The 16,069-nt window shown below is 61.2% G+C and carries 13 protein-coding genes; 2 read left to right on the top strand and 11 right to left on the bottom strand.

The window, feature by feature from the left end:
• From F6S08_RS17175 to F6S08_RS17150, 6 genes are all read right to left on the bottom strand, one after another.
• Positions 1-1,293, bottom strand: coding sequence for an HlyD family type I secretion periplasmic adaptor subunit (locus F6S08_RS17175; protein WP_315872010.1), 1,293 nt, complete (start codon positions 1,291-1,293; stop codon positions 1-3).
• Positions 1,294-1,390: 97 nt separating this feature from the next.
• Positions 1,391-3,118, bottom strand: a complete 1,728-nt coding sequence (locus tag F6S08_RS17170; protein ID WP_315872009.1) for a type I secretion system permease/ATPase — start codon at positions 3,116-3,118, stop codon at positions 1,391-1,393.
• Positions 3,119-3,221: 103 nt separating this feature from the next.
• Positions 3,222-3,590, bottom strand: coding sequence for an AprI/Inh family metalloprotease inhibitor (locus F6S08_RS17165; RefSeq protein WP_027605779.1), 369 nt, complete (start codon positions 3,588-3,590; stop codon positions 3,222-3,224).
• 49 nt (positions 3,591-3,639) lie between these two features.
• The gene (locus tag F6S08_RS17160) at positions 3,640-5,073 is read right to left on the bottom strand and encodes a serralysin family metalloprotease (RefSeq protein WP_065927588.1); all 1,434 of its coding nucleotides are present in this window, start codon (positions 5,071-5,073) and stop codon (positions 3,640-3,642) included.
• Positions 5,074-5,440: 367 nt separating this feature from the next.
• The gene (locus tag F6S08_RS17155) at positions 5,441-6,544 is read right to left on the bottom strand and encodes a P1 family peptidase (protein ID WP_065927589.1); all 1,104 of its coding nucleotides are present in this window, start codon (positions 6,542-6,544) and stop codon (positions 5,441-5,443) included.
• Between the two features lie 9 nt (positions 6,545-6,553).
• Positions 6,554-7,918 (bottom strand): APC family permease, encoded by a 1,365-nt coding sequence (locus tag F6S08_RS17150; RefSeq protein WP_065927590.1) that lies wholly within the window; start codon positions 7,916-7,918, stop codon positions 6,554-6,556.
• 200 nt (positions 7,919-8,118) lie between these two features.
• Between F6S08_RS17150 and F6S08_RS17145 the strand changes: the two genes are divergently transcribed.
• Positions 8,119-8,904: a helix-turn-helix transcriptional regulator gene (locus tag F6S08_RS17145; RefSeq protein WP_065927591.1), complete on the top strand. Its 786-nt coding sequence runs from the start codon at positions 8,119-8,121 to the stop codon at positions 8,902-8,904.
• Between the two features lie 294 nt (positions 8,905-9,198).
• On the opposite strand, the gene F6S08_RS17140 is transcribed toward F6S08_RS17145, so the two are convergent.
• The 4 genes from F6S08_RS17140 to F6S08_RS17125 are packed head-to-tail and all read right to left on the bottom strand — an operon-like array spanning position 9,199 to position 12,972.
• Complete coding sequence (locus F6S08_RS17140; protein ID WP_065927592.1) at positions 9,199-10,278, bottom strand: polyamine ABC transporter substrate-binding protein; 1,080 nt, start codon at positions 10,276-10,278, stop codon at positions 9,199-9,201.
• A 60-nt stretch (positions 10,279-10,338) separates the two neighbouring features.
• Positions 10,339-10,680, bottom strand: coding sequence for a cupin domain-containing protein (locus tag F6S08_RS17135; protein WP_065927593.1), 342 nt, complete (start codon positions 10,678-10,680; stop codon positions 10,339-10,341).
• 27 nt (positions 10,681-10,707) lie between these two features.
• Complete coding sequence (locus F6S08_RS17130) at positions 10,708-12,114, bottom strand: NAD(P)/FAD-dependent oxidoreductase (RefSeq protein ID WP_137211912.1); 1,407 nt, start codon at positions 12,112-12,114, stop codon at positions 10,708-10,710.
• A gap of 48 nt (positions 12,115-12,162) precedes the next feature.
• Positions 12,163-12,972 (bottom strand): helix-turn-helix transcriptional regulator, encoded by an 810-nt coding sequence (locus F6S08_RS17125; protein WP_065927595.1) that lies wholly within the window; start codon positions 12,970-12,972, stop codon positions 12,163-12,165.
• Positions 12,973-13,229: 257 nt separating this feature from the next.
• Between F6S08_RS17125 and F6S08_RS17120 the strand changes: the two genes are divergently transcribed.
• Positions 13,230-13,502, top strand: coding sequence for a DUF1652 domain-containing protein (locus tag F6S08_RS17120; RefSeq protein ID WP_027605770.1), 273 nt, complete (start codon positions 13,230-13,232; stop codon positions 13,500-13,502).
• 81 nt (positions 13,503-13,583) lie between these two features.
• Here F6S08_RS17120 and F6S08_RS17115 read toward each other — a convergent pair whose 3' ends face one another.
• Positions 13,584-16,031, bottom strand: a complete 2,448-nt coding sequence (locus F6S08_RS17115; RefSeq protein WP_315872008.1) for a UvrD-helicase domain-containing protein — start codon at positions 16,029-16,031, stop codon at positions 13,584-13,586.
• Between the last annotated feature and the right edge of the window lie 38 nt (positions 16,032-16,069).

The following is a 16,069-nucleotide window of genomic DNA, read 5'->3' as shown; positions in this document are numbered from 1 at the left end:
TCATTCCTCGGTCAACGCGGAGCCGGCGCGGTCGAGCAGCGGCTTGAACAGGTAATTGAGCAACGAACGCTCGCCGGTGCGCACAAACATCTCGGCGGGCATGCCCGGCTTGATGACCAGGCCGTGGAGTGTCTCCAGTGCTGCCTCGCTGACGGTGGTGCGCAATACGTAATACGGCGCGCCGGTTTTTTCGTCGAGCATCTGGTCGGCGGAAATCAGGCTGACCTCCCCCGGCACACGCGGGGTGCGGCTCTGGTTGAAGGCGGTGAACAGGATATCCACCGGCAGGTGCGTGCCGACCTTGTCCACCAGGTGCACCGGCAAATGCCCTTCCACTTCCAGGCGCGTGCCCTGGGGCACGATTTCCAACAGGGTTTCACCGGAACGCACCACGGCGCCTTCGGTGTGCACGCTGAGGTTGACCGCAATGCCGTCAGCCGGCGCGTTGATCTCGCTGTGTTGCAGATCGAAGCCGGCCGAGGTGAGTTGCTGCTCGAGGGTCAGGCTGCGCAATTGCGCGTCGGCCAATTGGCTGCGCACGTCCTTCTGGTATTCCTCGCTGTGCTGCTGCAATTTCAGGCGCGATTCAAGGATGCCCTGCTCCACCCGGCCGCTCTCTCCGGTGTTCTGCGCCAGGTCCTGTTGCACCTGGGACAGCTGGCGTTGGTACTCCATCAGCCGGTTGCGCGGGATATAGCCGTTGTCGGCCAGGGGTTGCAGGTTGCTCAGTTGGTCGCGCAGGGACTGGGCCTGGGCGGTCAGGTCGCTGCGGGCGCGGCGCATGCCGTTGAGTTGCGCGGTGGCGCCCTCGATATTCGCGCGGATGCCCGCCTGTTCACGGGCAAAGGCTTCGCGACGGCTGCTGAACAATTGGCGCTGGCCTTCCAGGACCAACGCCAGTGCGGGATCGGGGTTGCTGCTCAGCTCGGCGGGAAAGGTGATAGCGGATTGATTGTCGCGCTCGCTCTGCCACCGCGCGACGCTGGCCCAGGCCATGCGGTACTGGGCCTGCAGGGACTGCACGTCGGCCTGATTCTGGGTCTGGTCGAGACGGAACAGCGGCTGGCCTTGCTTCACCAGCTCACCCTCCTTGACCAGGATCCGACTGACCACGCCGGGGCTGAAGGTTTGCACCGCCTTGCGTTTACCCGACACCACCACCGTGCCCTGCACCGGGATGCCCTGGTCCAGGGGCGCCAGGCTGGCCCAGAGGAAAAAGCCACCGGCACCGACCACGGTCAGCAGCCAGCCCATGCGTACGAAAAATCGGGCGTCGTGTTGTTCATGAATCATGCTGACATCCTTACTGCTTGACGCAAAACCTGTAGGAGCGAGCTTGCTCGCGAAAAACTCAGCGTCACCGCGTGTATCCAATCAGGGCGCATCATCGTTAACGCCCTTCGCGAGCAAGCTCGCTCCTACCTTGGGGCGCTTGGTCACGGTGGCCGGACAACGCCCGCAGCACGTCCTGGCTCGGCCCGAATGCCTGCAAACGCCCTTCGTTGAGCACCAGCAATTTATCGGCCTGGGCCAAGGCCGAAGAACGATGGGTCACCAGCACCACACTGCTGCCCTGGGCCTTCATCTGCACAATGGCGCTGGCCAGCGCGGCTTCGCCGACGGTGTCGAGGTTGGAGTTGGGCTCGTCCAGGACGATCAAGCGCGGCCCGCCGTACAGCGCACGCGCCAGGGCTACGCGTTGTTTCTGGCCGCCGGACAGACCACCCCCGTTATCGCCGAGGACCGTGTCATAACCGTGGGGCAGGCGCAGGATCAATTCATGCACGCCGGCTTGCTGCGCAGCCCGCACCACCCGCTCGGGGTCGGCCTCGCGAAAACGTGCGATGTTGTCGGCGATGCTGCCACTGAACAGTTCAATGTCCTGGGGCAGATAGCCGATGTACGGGCCGAGGTCGTCGCGGTCCCAACGATGGATATCCGCGCCGTCCAGGCGCACGGTGCCGGCCAGGGTCGGCCACACGCCCACCAACACACGGGCCAGGGTGGATTTGCCGGAGCCCGAGGCGCCAAGCACGCCGAGCACTTCGCCGGCGCCGAGGCTGAAGCTGACCTGATGCAGGGTGGGCATGCGCCGCCCGGGCGGCCCCGCGCTGACCTGTTCGAAGCTGACCTGGCCCTGGGGTGCGGGCAATTTCATCTGCTCCACTTCCGGCGGAAACTCGCGCAGCAGTTCATCCAGCCGCTGGTAGGCCAGCTTGGCCGAACTCCATTGCTTCCAGACCGCAATCAACTGGTCGATGGGGCTGAGTACACGGCCCATCAGGATCGAGCCCGCGATCATCATCCCGGCGGTCATGTCGCCCTTGATCACCAGCAGCGCGCCCAGGCCCAGCACCAGGGATTGCAGGCACAGGCGCAGGGATTTGCTCAACGAGGTGATCACCGACCCGGTATCACTGGCGCTGTTCTGCAAACCCAGGAACTGCGAATGCACAGCAAACCAGCGGTGGCGCAACGCGCCGAGCATGCCCATGGCCTGGATGGTTTCGGCGTTGTGTAAATGGCTGGTGGCCAGCTGCGTCGACTGCTGGGAGAAGCCACTGGCCTCGCCCAAGGGTTTCTTGGTCAGGTATTCGTTGAGGCACGCAAGGCCGATCAACAGCACTGCGCCGGCGGTGGCCAACACCCCGAGCCAGACGTTGAAGAGGAAAATCACAAACAGGTAGATGGGAAACCACGGCGCATCGAAGAACGCGAACAGCGCCGGCCCGGTGATGAATTGGCGGATATGGGTCAAGTCACCCAGGGATTGCCCGGCATGCCCCTGGCCGCGTTGCAGGTTGCGTTCGAACGCAGCCTTGTACACGCGCAAGTTGAAACGCCGCTCCAACTGGCTGCCGATGCGGATCACGATAAAACTGCGGATGACCTCGAGCAGGCCAATAAACGCAAAGAAGCCCACCACCATCAGGGTCAACATCACCAGGGTGGTTTCATTCTGCGAGGAGAGCACACGGTCATACACTTGCAGCATGTAGATCGACGGCACCAGCATCAACAGGTTAATCAGCGCGGTAAAACAACCGACGCTGATCAAGATGCTCTTGTATTCACCCAGCGCCTTGAATAAAGGCGCAACCGCATGGGGCCTGGCCATAGGTTCTGATCTTCCTTGAATCAAATTACGCGCATAAGTTTGCCGTCCTCCGCGATAGAGGCCGCTCAACTAATGAAATCGAGTTATAGGCTTATAACAACAACTAAGGCACTCGTTTTAATTCAACCACGGTGCCGGACTTCGTCCGCGCCTGATACTCGCCGTCTTTCTGACGATTCAAATGGGTGATCCCGCTGCCTTCGGCATTGAACAGCCAGATACCGTCGGGTGTGGGCGACCAGGTCAGGGGCTTGTCCCCCAGCCACTGCGCCACGCAGGCCACATCGCCGCCCAAAGCATTGGCCTGCTCGAGCAGGTCCAGTGCACACACCTGATCCTGCTGGTGCAACTGCCAATGCCCGGCCAGCTGGGCGCTGGTGGGTAAAACAAGACTGCTCGCCATTGCGTGGGCTCCTGCCGACACGAACATCACCTGCAACACGCAGGCGATCACATTGTAAAAACGCTGCATCTGTACGCTCCAGCCTGGAGACGCGGCGCTTGCGCGCCGCGCCCGTGCATCATGCCACGATGTCGCTGACCGCTGCCTGGCCGACGGTGGTGACGAGGAAATCCGCCACGCCGTGCCCGGAGAAGTCGACGGCCAGGGTGCCCAGGTTGGTGCCTGCCGCGTAGGTCAATACCGCATCGCCGGCATGCCCGGTAAAGGCATTGACGAAGGTCAGGCCGGCCCCTTTGGTGATGCCGCTGAGGTCGATCTTGTCGGAGCCCGAGGTGAAGTCAAAGATCTTGTCCGCTGCCCCTGGCTTGGAATCGGAACTGGCGCCGAACACAAACGTGTCGTTGCCCGCGCCGCCCCACAGTTGATCCGCGCCGCCGCCACCGTAGATGAGGTCGTTGCCGGCCCCACCCTTGATCACGTTGGCCGCGTTGTTGCCGATGATCAGGTCGTTGCCCGCACCGCCGAACGCGTTCTCGACGGTCACGCCCTTGGCGATGGAGACGTTGCCGACCAGGCCGCCAACGTCGGAGAACGAGGCCTCATTGAGGTTGATCTTCTGGTTCTGGGTGAAGCCGGAGAAGTCCAGGGTGTCATTGCCGCCACCGTCCCAGACCGAGAACACCAGCTTGTCGGCGTTGGACGTGGCGCTGAGGAAATCACGCCCGGTGTTGGAGTTGAACCCGTAGGTGGTGTCGCCGGCGCGGGTGTTGTAGTTGGCACCGTAGAGCTTCTGGATCGCGGCGATGTCGTCGATCAGCGGGCCAGAGGCATAGGCTTCTACCCCGCCTTTACTGAAGTTCTGGTTGGTGTTGCTCTCGCTCCAGTAACTCATGAGGCTGTAGCCGCGCGTGTCCTGTCCATAGGTCGCGTCGTTGTAGGTCGGGGCGCCTTCGCCGGCGTTGTAGTCGCCAGGGTGAGCCAGGCCCAGGGTGTGCCCGATTTCGTGGGTCAGGGTCTGCCGGCCGTAGTTGTTCAGGTCCGGGGTCTTGTTCGGCGTGTAGCTGTTGTTGGTCAGGTACCACGAGGTGCCGTCGTAGCCTGCACCGGTGCCGGGCAGGTAGGCGAAGGCTGCCGCGCCGTCCTGGCCGCTGCTGTAGTTGCCGAATGTCATGTGGCCGTCACCGCCGGTGGCTTTCTCGGTGAAGGTGACGTTGGCCACGTCCGACCAGGATTGCATGGCCAGGGCGGCCTGTGCTTTCTGCTGGGCGTTGAACTGGCTGAAGCCCGAGATACCATGTTTGTTCATGGTGCTCGAGGACGCCGAGGTCAGGAAGGTGTAGGTCAGGTCGATCTTGCCGTTGCCGTCAAAGTCCCGGTACGCGGCGCCGTCGCGCAGCAGCTGGGTGGCCGCCTGGTCAACGGTGTAGGAGGGTTTGCCATTGATCGTGAGATTGCCGCCACGGTCATACAGATGGCTGAAGCTATCGATTTGCGAGTAAGCGGTGCTGGCTTGCGCCGCCGACACGATAGCCTTGTCTTTTGCTTTTGACATAAACGTACTTCCTTGTTTGCAAATGCATCAGTCTTGGGTCGATAGGAATCCCGTGGGCGAGATCGTCCTATCACTCGCCTCTTTTGAAGGCGTCACGAAACTGACACAACTTGAAATCTTTCGTCTACATCTTTTCCAGCATGAAAATCGGGCAACAAACATGCATTCCAAGTTAGGCGCCGTATCTGTTGGGCAACGTTGCTGTTGTCCGACAAAAGACAGCGGAGGGTTATTTAAATATTAAATAGCGCTAAAGCCACTCAAGTTGAACGGCGCACTTGATAATTGGATCCATTGTATTGTCACGGTGTCATTGGCGACATTAAACAGCCACTGTTTATATTTATATATCGGCGCTGGCCCTCCCTTATCGGGACGCGCGCCAGCCCGTGTCGTGCAATGCCCGTATCAACGTTTCGCCTTTCAAGCCCGGAACCTGTACGCCGTCGTCGGTCACCATGTCTTCGCCCGCCAGGATTGCGTTGATGATCGCCTCCTCCACCGCCTCCGCCGCAGCGCTGAACAGCGGGGATATATGATCGTTATTCACCATCTGCAAGGTGCTGCTCAACGGCAGGCCCTTGCGCGCGTAGTCCGCTGGCGGCAGTTCCTGGTTGCCAGTGGCGAAGGCCAGGAACAGGTCGCCGCTGGAATCCTCGGTGCCACCGCCGGTGCGCGCGATGCCTATAGACGCGCGTTGTGCCAGGCGCTGGCATTGGTGCGGCAGCAGGGGCGCATCCGTGGCGATGATCACCACGATCGAGCCCATGCCCGGCGTGCCTCGTTCGGCAAAGGGTGACGGCAGGTCCATCAAGCGGCGGCCCACCGGATAGCCGTCGACCCGCAGTTCCTGGCGCTTGCCATGGTTGGCCTGGACCAGCACGCCGACAGTCCAACCGCCCTGCTCTGCCGGCAAACGGCGCGAGGCGCTGCCGATACCGCCCTTGAATTCATGGCAGATCATCCCCGTCCCACCGCCCACCGCGCCTTCTTGCACGGGGCCGCGTTCGGCGCTGTCCAGCGCCTGGCGCACATGCTCGGGGGTGACGTGCTGGCCCCAGATATCGTTGAGCAGGCCGTCGTAGGTTTCCATCACCACCGGCATGCACCAGTACACCGCCGGGTCCGCCAGGCGCTTGTGCTCCAGGGCAATCAAGGTGTCGCGCACGATGCCGATGCTGTGGGTGTTGGTGATGGCCAGCGGCGTGGTCAACAGGCCCGCCTCGCTGATCCATTCCAGGCCAGTGGCGTCGCCATTGCCGTTCAGCACGTGATACCCGGCAAAGCATGGCTGCAACCGCGCTTCCCCGGCGCGGGGCTGGACCACGCTGACGCCAGTGCGCACCTGTTTACCGTCGACGCGGGTCTTGAGCGTACAGTGACCGACCCGAACCCCGGGAACGTCGGTGATGGCATTCAACTCGCCGGGTGTGCCCAGCCCCAGCGTGATGCCCAATTGACGTGCACGCATAACCACTCCTTACAATTTTTGAAAGGCCGGACTCGACCGGCCACTGATGCAATACAGAATCACCGACAGGGCCAGCAAGCCGATGATGATCATGATGTCGCGTACTGACGCCGCGTAGATCAAGGTCACCAGCAAGTAACCCGCGCCCAGTGCAGCCAGCAACGCCGGCAGCGGCCACAGCGGCATGCGATAGGGATGCTCGCGGTCGCGCAGCAGCACGCGGCTCATCAGCGCGCTCAACGCCACCACCAGGTACACCAATATGATCAGCAATACGCTGAACGAGGTGAGGTCGGTCAGGTTGGAGCTGAAGCTCAGCAACGCCGACGGGATCGCCAGGAACAGCGTGGCCAGCCAGGGTGAATCCCAGCGCGGATGAATGCGGGTAAACAGCTTGTTGATGGTAGGCGTCCACAATGCATCGCGCCCGCTGCTGAACACCACGCGGCCAATCTGGATAACGATGGCGACGATGGCGTTGAACACCGACAGGAAGATGCCCGCACTGACCAGGCGCGACAGGGTTTCATTGCCATGGCTGGTGAGCAGGTAGCCGATGGGGTCCGGGCTGCTGATCATCGCACTCAGTGAGGGCGCGCCGATCAACAGCGCAGTGATCGGCACCAGCTCGATCACCACCACCAGTCCCAGGGACCACAGCACCGCCTTGTGCACGCCCTTGCCACCGCATTTCATGTCTTCGGCCAGCAACACGGCTGGGCCGTAACCGTTGTAGGAAAACAGGCCAATGCCTACCGCGCCGATCACCAGGGCCCAGGGCGCCAGGTGCAACACACCGTTTTCGACGATCTGGGGTTGAAACAGCACGCTGGCCGGCTGCACCGGGTTACCGAAGCCGATGCACACGATCACCAGCAACGCCGCGACTTCCAGCAGCAGGCAGGCCCCGGTGATCCAGGCGTTGAGCTTGATATTGAGGATGCCCAGGGCGTAGCTGCACACCACGATCACCAGGGCCACGGTTTGCGCGTCGAATCTGGTACCCAAAGCATTGTTGAGGTAGGTTGCGGCACCGGTGGCCAATACCGGCGGGATAAACAGCAGCATCACCAATACGGTCAGGAACGTCGCGTAGCCGGCCATGCCGCCGAACACGCGCTTGGCATACACATACTCGCCACCGGCGCTGTTATGGGCGCGGCCCAGTTCGGCGTAGCAAAACGCGAACATCAGCGCGAGCAGCCCTGCCATCACGAACGCCAGGAACACGCCGCTGCCAGCCTGCTGGATGGCAAAGGGCGCGATCACGAAAACGGAACTGGCGGGGGTCACAGCCGAAACGGTAATGGCCACCACATCGAAGACGCTCAGGGTGGGTTTCAGCACGCCGTCGGGCGTGGGGGAAGTGCTCATATCGTTATCCTCTGTCGTTGTTCTTGGTGTGAGGCAGAAACGAAAGGTCTGAAAGTGGCGGGATATGTTTCCCGCTGAATGATGCCAAAGGTAACCGTGGGGTTTATGCCAGCCAATTCCCCTATTGGCGTACTCCCCTTGACGGCACCCGGCAAAAGCCGAACCCTTGGGGCGATCTTTTGTTGGCGGGAGCTTGCTACATGAGCCTGTTTCGTGAAGTCGGCATGCACGCCGGCCTGGGCCGCACTGTTGCGCACATCGGCACCGAGCGTTTCTGGAAACAGCTGGTGCTGTTGTTGCACCAATGCGTACCCTTCGATAACGCGCTGGCGATCTTCTATCCCGTGGATGGTGCGCCCCAGGCACTGGAAGAGTACGACGCCCAGCCGAGCAGCAAGCCGGCGTCGATGCTGGTGTACCTCAATGGCCTGTATTTGCTCGATCCGTTTTTCCAGGCGTGTCGCGAGGGGTATGCCAGCGGCGTGTACCGGCTTGAGGAAGTGGCGCCGGACCATTTTCGCCAGAGCGAGTATTTCCTCAGCTACTTCCACGACAACGTGCTGGAAGACGAGGTGCAATTGATCCTGCAGTTGCCGGGCGCGGGGACGTTGTCGCTGTCACTGGGCATGCAGCGGCGATTCAGCGTTGAGGAGACCGGGTTGCTGACGACGCTGGCCGCCTGGGTGCTGCCGTTGATGCAGCAGCACTGGCAACAAAGCACCCGGCGCGCGCCGGCCATGGACAGCCAGATCCGGGATGCACTGAGCCAATTCGGTTGCGGTGTGCTCTCGGACCGCGAACTGGAAATCGCCCGCCTGGTACTGCGCGGATTCTCGTCCAAGGCCATGGCCGAGCGCCTGCATATCTCGCCGGACACGGTGAAGGTGCACCGCCGGCATCTGTACGCGAAGCTGGACATCTCGTCACAGCCGGAACTGTTTTCGTTGTTTATCCAGTCGTTGGGGCATGACCTGGAAAACCCGTGAAGCCCAGGGTGTACTCAAACCAAGTGTGGGAGGTCCCACAATCTCTTCGACCTAGCGCTGTCACGCAGAAAACTGGGACCCCTGTGGTGAGCGGGCTTGTCCCGCGTCGGGCTGCGCAGCAGCCCCAAAACCAGGCGCAGAGGAATACCTGATACACCGCATTCGTCTTCATCAGGGGCGCTTCGCACCCCAGCGCGGGACAAGCCCGCTCACCACAAGAATGCGGTCGCCTGAAATTGTTTATGCAAGACTCAGATTAATGGGGGGCTCGCCCTCCCCCCACATCAGACTTCTTCAGCGGCCCATTCGAATGGTGTTCCACACCCGCGTGCGAATCCGGTCGATGTTCAGCGGCATCGCCTCCAGCGCGAATAACTTGCCCATCATTTCGTCGCTGGGGTAGATCTTGGTGTCCGCCTTGATCTCAGGGTCTACCAGGCTATCCGCTGCACGGTTGCCGTTGGCGTAGTGCACGGAGTTGGTGATGTCCGCCATCACCTGGGGCTCCAGCAGGTAGTTCATGAACGCGTAGCCGGCCTTTTCATCGGGGGCATCGGCGGGCATGGCCACCATGTCGAACCAGATTGCGGCGCCTTCCTTGGGAATCTGATAGCCGATCTTCACCCCATTCTTAGCCTCCTTGGCGCGGCTTTCGGCTTGCAGTACGTCGCCGGAGAAACCGACCGCCACGCAGATGTCGCCATTGGCCAGGTCGCCGGTGTATTTCGAGGAGTGGAAGTACGCCACATAGGGGCGCACTTTCATCAGCAGCGCCTCGGCCTTTTTGTAGTCTTCGGGTTTTTTACTGTGGGACGGCAGCCCCAGATAGTTGAGGGCGATGGGCAGCAATTCCGGGCCGTTGTCGAGGATCGCTACCCCGCACTTGCTGAGCTTTTCCATGTACTCGGGCTTGAAGATCAGGTCCCAGGAATCCACCGGTGCGTTTTCCCCCAGTACCGCCTTGACCTTGTCGATGTTATAGCCGATGCCGGTACTGCCCCACAAGTACGGGAAGCCATGGGCATTACCCGGGTCGTTGTTTTCCAGGGCCTTGAGCAGTACGGGGTTGAGGTTTTTCCAGTTGGGCAACTGACTCTTGTCGAGCTTCTTCAGGGCGCCGCCCTGGATCTGCCGTGCCATGAAGTGGTTGGACGGAAACACCACGTCGTAGCCGGAGTTACCCGTCATCAGCTTGCCGTCGAGGGTTTCGTTACTGTCATACACGTCGTAGCTGAAACCGATGCCGGTTTGTTTCTGGAAATTCTTCGTTGTGTCCGGCGCGATATAGCTGGACCAGTTGTAGATCTTCACCGTCTCAGCGGCTTGGCTGATAGCGGCCACCCACATCAAGGGCAACAGGGCAATGGCTTTCATGGTTCGATTTCCTGGCGATTTTAGGGCTGTTTTTATGGCAGGCGATCAAGGATCAAAGCGTTACAAAATCAGTACGTAGGTTTTGCGCACGGTTGCCTGGATGTCCCAGATACCGGTGCTGTTGGCCGGCAACATCAGTGCGTCACCGGCTTGTATGTGAACGATTTCACCGTTGTCAGGGGTGAAGGTGCAGCGACCCTGGATAAAGTGGCAGAACTCCTGGGATGTGATCTGCCGACGCCAGCGGCCCGGGGTGCATTCCCAGATACCGGTCTCGACGCCGTCGCTGCGTTCAACGCTCAAGGTCGAGGCCACGGCGATCGGCTCGCCCAGGGGCACGGCCACCGGTGATGAGTCCGGCAGTTGGGCATGCAGCGCGTCTTTGAATTGAGTGATGCTCATGGGGTTTTCTCGTTTAGGTGAAACGGCTCAATGCATGAAACCTTCCATGAACCCGGCTATGCCGATCGCCAGCTTGCGGCGCCAAGGTGCTGTGTTGGGGTTGGCCAGCACCTGGTCTTCATGGACAAAACTGCGAATGATCGCGTTGTAGCCAAGCCAGCGGCATGGCTCCGGCTCCCAGGCCTTGAGCGCGTGCAGGCCACGCTCACGGATCACCCAGGGTTGGTGGATCAGCGGTGTGTCGCGACTGAGGATCAGGTCGGCCAGGGTGCGGCCGCCCAGGTTGGTGGCACCGACGCCCTCCCCGCCGTAACCACCGGCCAGGGCGATGCCGGTCTTGTGATCGCAGAGCATGTGCGGGCGGAAACGGCGCGACATGCCGAGGTTGCCACCCCAGGAATGGGTAATCCGCACCTTTTTCAGCTGTGGGAAGAGTTCGCCGAACAGGTAGCGGCGCAGTGCCACTTCGCTGTCAGTCAAATCAAAGTTGTGGCGCAATTTGCCGGCGAACTGGTAACCACCGCGGGCGCCGAACACCAGGCGGTTATCCACCGTACGCTGGCCATAGGTGACCTGGCGGCTGCTTTCGCCAAAGGCCTGGCCATGGCTCAGGCCGATTTCATCCCAGGTGCCGGCGGGCAGCGGTTCGGTGGCAACGATCAGGCTTTGCACCGGCAACTGGTATCGGCCGAGGGGCGGCAAGGTATTCGCATAACCCTCGACAGCCGGCACCACCCAGGCAGCGCGCACACGGGCCTTGGCGGTGCGCACAGTACCGGACTGCCAGTGGGTCACCGGCGTGTTTTCATAGATCGTCACGCCCATGCTCTCCAACACCCGCGCAAGGCCGCGCACCAGCTTGGCCGGGTTGATCGTGGCGACATGGGGGGCATGGATACCGCCATAGGGCTTGGCGATGCGGATCTGTTCAGCCAACTGTCGAGGGCTCAGCCAGCGATAGTCGGCTTCGGTCAGGCCTTGGGCGTAGAGCTTGTCCAGGTAAGCGCGCAGGCTGCCTTCCTGCTCGGGGTAGCGTGCGGCGCAGTACAGCGCGCCGCCCTTGCGGTAGTCGCAGTCGATGCCTTCCCGGGCCAGCACTTGGGCCACTTCGTCGGGAATGCCATGCAGCAGGTCGAAGGAGGCGCGGCGCTGTTCAGGCGCAAGGCCGGCCAGCAGGCGGTCTTCGCCCAGCAGATTGCCCATCAGCCAGCCGCCGTTACGGCCCGAGGCGCCGAAGCCAGCGGTTTGCGCCTCGATAATCGCGATCTTCAACTCAGGCGCCTGGCGTTTCAGGTAGTAGGCGGTCCACAGCCCGGTGTAGCCGGCACCGATAATGGCCACATCGACGTCCAGGTCATGCTCAAGGGCCGGCCGCGCCGACAGCGGGTCGTCCAGTTGGTCCATCCATAAACTGATAGTGCGCCATGCCGGCATGCCAAGTTCCCCAACCACGTTTCGATGGGGGGATCCTAGAACTCCGGGTTATTCGCTGTCTTGCGCGCGTGCACGCAGGGAAATTTGTTTGACGTAGGCCTTGGGCGACTGGCCGGTGTGCTGGCGGAAGGCGCTGTAGAACGCCGACAACGAATTGAAACCGGCGGCGAAGGCCAGGTCGTCGACCTTGATCGGTGGTTGCGCGGTATCCAGTGCGGCCAGCAGGTGCTGGAGCCGAGCCTGGTTGACGTAGCGGTAGAAGCTTTGCCCCAGCACCTGGTTGAGCAGGTAGGAAATCTGATTGCGGCTGTAGCCACACTCCTTGGCGACACGCTGCAGGTCCAGTTCCGGGTCCAGATAAGGCTGCCTGCACTCGAAGTACTGCTGCAAGTCATTGGCCATATGCCCCAATTGCTGGGGTGACAGGCCCAGGCGGCTGACGCTGGGGCGCTGGGCCTGGGAGGGTTGTTCATGCACCAATGACGCGTACTCGTTGACGCGCCAGATCAACCCATCGCGGACGGTGATGGCCTCGCTGGTACGGAATGACACCAGCCCCTGACCGCCGCGCAAGGTGATGCGGTACTGGATGAATGCCGTGTCGCCATCGGCACGGATGCGGTCGGTATGTTCAATGGCTTCGTCGGCTTCGCGGGGCATGCTGGCTTGCAGGTACTCACGCAGTTCGGCGTAACCGACCACACGGTTCTGGAAAAAGTCGTGGTACTGGATGTCCGGGTGGTAGTAGGACATCACGCCGTCAAGGTCGCGATGACGCCAGCACAGGTGGTGGCGCAACACCAGCTCACGCGTGGCGTGGGTGTTATGGCAATCATCGTCTGGCGCGATGTCGGGCATGGAAGGCTCTGAGGCGGGTAAACCTCGGAGATTGCCGAATTTTGCCACTGCCGACAATGGCCAATTGGAACTTCGCATTAGTGGCATTGTGCCCAATCGTGAGTAAGAGATGACCCACATCAAGTGAATGGCTGACAACCGCCGAACGGGGCAGAAAAAGTCACCTTGTACTTGCGAACGAATGCTATTTTTAGCTTCTACGACGCCACGACCAGTGACGGTCCTGGCCCCCTGCCGCGAGCTAAAGGAAGCGCTCAATGAACAAGGTGGGCAACATGAACAAAGTGACATTCCCCAACGCCTGCCAGCTGATGCGCTGGCATTTTCATCCGATGGGCTTCGAGGGCAGCATGGATGCGCCCGGCAGTATGGTCGCCCGCCTGTTCGACCGGGCCAGCGGCGAGACGCTGATTGCCATCGCCGGCATCCCCTGCGCCACCGTGATGAATGCTGCCGATGTGGAGCGGATTATCGAGGCGGTGGAGGATGAGTTGGAGTCGTTTGTGCCGCCGTTGTCGCTGAGGGCCTGATTCCGGTCCAGCCAGCAGAAAGAAGCTCAACTGTGGGAGGGGGCAAGCCTCCTCCCACGTTGGAATCGCATTTGTCCCCTACTAATGGCGCTGATCGTCGAAAAACGCTTTCCTACCGTCGACCCGCTCCGAGGCTTTGGGCACATTCACCGCCTGGCCCTCGGTTTTTTCCACATACCAGTAGCAATGGCTCACGGCCCGGGTAATCCCGACGTAGGCCAGGCGCAGCACTTCGTCCTTTTGCGCAGTGTCGTAGGGTTCGCTGTCCCCGTCCTTGCCCAGGCCCGCCATGCGGTAGACCTGGTTCTTGTAGGGCGAGCTGGTCACATGCTGGCAATCACCGAGCAGGAACACCGCATCCGCCTGCAGGCCCTTGGCGCTGTGGTACGTCAGCTGCTTCAACCTGCGCGTCGCTGCGGGCAAGCTAGAATCAACATTAACAATCGACTGAATATGCTCTTGAATCAGTAAGTTATCGCTACTTTTTCGATACAGCATTAATATCGAATCGCCCCGTTGATAATGCTCCAGCAGTTGCCGCCCCAACGCCGCATCGTCCCGCTCCAATACCGTGACCGGCACCAAGGCTTTTGGCGTGCCGCTGGCCTTGGCCTTTTTCCCCGGGATGGCCGGTGCGGCGCGCACGATATGTTCGGCGGCGTCGATGATGTGCTGATGGCTGCGGTAGTTCTCGCCGAGCATGACGCGGGTAGTGCTCGGCGCCGGGAATTGCTGGTTGAATTCCATGAAGTACTTGGGCGAACTGCCGCGCCAGCCGTAGATCGACTGCCAGTCATCGCCCACGCACAGCAAGGACGAACGTTGCGCACCACGGCCCACATGCATCGCCGGCCCACGACTGCGGATTTCCCGCAGGCTCGCGCGTATCCACGAAACGATCTGGGGCGATACGTCCTGGAATTCGTCGATCATCAGGTGCGACATTGGCCGCAGCAGCGGATCGCTGAGGAGCTTGAGATTTTCCGGGGTGTTCTCGCCGAACAGCGAGAACATGCGGTTATAGGTCATGATCGGCGGTGATTGGTCGAGAAGGTGGTCTTCCAGGGCCTTCCAGAAAATGCTCAGGGCTTCAAAGAAGAACCGATCCGGGTCGTCCTTGGCGAAGCTCATCTGGCCGACGGCGGTCGGCACGTCCAGCCCCAGGTTCTCGATAAAGCCGGCGGCCATCACGAAACTGTCCAGCAGCGGCGCCGACGCCAGCTCACCCTTGACCTTGTAATCAAAGCCGGGACCCGCGCTGGCATCCCCGCCGAGGCTGCTTAAAAGACGCTTTGATGCATCATAACTATCCATCCATATCAATGGCTTACGACAGAAAGCTTGAAACAAGGTGCGCTTTACCGCCCACTCTGCACGGACCGACAGCTTCGAATTCGGCCGGCTGACCTGGGGGTTTTCCCTGGCGTCAAAGCCCAGCACTACCCACGCATCCAGCGCCGGGATATAGCCGTGGCAATGGAACTGCGCGCCATTGATTTCGAAGCGCTGGCGACTGGGCTCAATCCCCTTGATCGGCCAGGCGCCGGCACGAAACCACAGGTCCTCGATCACATCGCAGAGTTCTTCATCACGCTTGGCCGCCAGTTCGGTCACCGCTATGCGCTTTTGTACATCCGGATGATCGCGCTCCAGTTCGCGCAGTTGCAGGCCGTGGCGTGCCAGCGGTGCAATCAGTTCACGAAACCGTGCATGTCGCCCCTGCAACTGGTGGTAGCAGGCATTCATCTGCTGGCGCTGGGCGTCGCTGATGCGCAGGTCGAACGGGTTGCTGTCAGCGTCTTCGAAACCGGCACTGAGGTTTTCAAACGCCTGCAGGCGCTCAAAACCCGGCAGGCTGCGGACCATCGGCAGGATGCGCGAGTGAAAGGTGCGTACCACCGCCTGGGCTTCTTTCATATCAATGGGTTGGCCCCACAGGGTGAGAATGTCCATGAGCTTGTTGATGAAGTCTTTGCGCGACTCGCGGGTGAAGGTCACCACGGTCATCGAGCTCAATTCGAACCCCAGGTAATGGGTGAGCAGCAAAATACGCAGCACCAGCGAGGTGGATTTACCCGCGCCGGCACCGGCGATCACCGAGGTTGACGGCGTATCGCTGAAGATCATCTTCCATTGCGCCGCGCTCGGCTGGGCATGGGCCGGCAGCAACCGGGCCACATCAGCCTTGATGCGTTTCTTCACGTCGGCGGTCAAGGGTAGCCGCCAATCGTCGAACAGGCTGTCATCGACGCCGGGCGCGCGGTGCTCATCGGGACGGAAGTCGCGGATCAACAGGACTTGTCGGCCTTCCTCGATGCCATCGGCCTTGCCCTCGCGATAGCCATACTCCACGCCGGCCTCGTGACCACTGCGAAAACCATCGGCCTGCCCGTGCAACCAGGAAAACCGATGCTGTGCGCGCAAACGCGTCAGGCCATGGCCAAACAGGCGTGCGGCAAGGCGTTTGAGCAGCGGCATTTCCGCCAATGGGCGCAGTTCGGGGGGCAGATCAGGCTTGTGTTGCGGCACGCGGACTCCTGCGATGAGCTGGGTTTTGACAAGGGCAC

Origin of the sequence: Pseudomonas sp. JV449 (assembly GCF_032424295.1) — a bacterium.
Classification (GTDB): domain Bacteria; phylum Pseudomonadota; class Gammaproteobacteria; order Pseudomonadales; family Pseudomonadaceae; genus Aquipseudomonas; species Aquipseudomonas marginalis.
The sequence above is the reverse complement of the archived record's forward strand: the minus strand, read 5'-3'. Positions and strand labels throughout refer to the sequence as shown.

Bases quoted from the DNA above. Each gene is read 5' to 3' on its own strand.
- F6S08_RS17175 (WP_315872010.1), bottom strand. From the start codon at position 1,293: ATGATTCATGAACAACACGACGCCCGATTTTTCGTACGCATGGGCTGG.
- F6S08_RS17170 (WP_315872009.1), bottom strand. From the start codon at position 3,118: ATGGCCAGGCCCCATGCGGTTGCGCCTTTATTCAAGGCGCTGGGTGAA.
- F6S08_RS17165 (WP_027605779.1), bottom strand. From the start codon at position 3,590: ATGCAGCGTTTTTACAATGTGATCGCCTGCGTGTTGCAGGTGATGTTC.
- F6S08_RS17160 (WP_065927588.1), bottom strand. From the start codon at position 5,073: ATGTCAAAAGCAAAAGACAAGGCTATCGTGTCGGCGGCGCAAGCCAGC.
- F6S08_RS17155 (WP_065927589.1), bottom strand. From the start codon at position 6,544: ATGCGTGCACGTCAATTGGGCATCACGCTGGGGCTGGGCACACCCGGC.
- F6S08_RS17150 (WP_065927590.1), bottom strand. From the start codon at position 7,918: ATGAGCACTTCCCCCACGCCCGACGGCGTGCTGAAACCCACCCTGAGC.
- F6S08_RS17145 (WP_065927591.1), top strand. From the start codon at position 8,119: ATGAGCCTGTTTCGTGAAGTCGGCATGCACGCCGGCCTGGGCCGCACT.
- F6S08_RS17140 (WP_065927592.1), bottom strand. From the start codon at position 10,278: ATGAAAGCCATTGCCCTGTTGCCCTTGATGTGGGTGGCCGCTATCAGC.
- F6S08_RS17135 (WP_065927593.1), bottom strand. From the start codon at position 10,680: ATGAGCATCACTCAATTCAAAGACGCGCTGCATGCCCAACTGCCGGAC.
- F6S08_RS17130 (WP_137211912.1), bottom strand. From the start codon at position 12,114: ATGCCGGCATGGCGCACTATCAGTTTATGGATGGACCAACTGGACGAC.
- F6S08_RS17125 (WP_065927595.1), bottom strand. From the start codon at position 12,972: ATGCCCGACATCGCGCCAGACGATGATTGCCATAACACCCACGCCACG.
- F6S08_RS17120 (WP_027605770.1), top strand. From the start codon at position 13,230: ATGAACAAGGTGGGCAACATGAACAAAGTGACATTCCCCAACGCCTGC.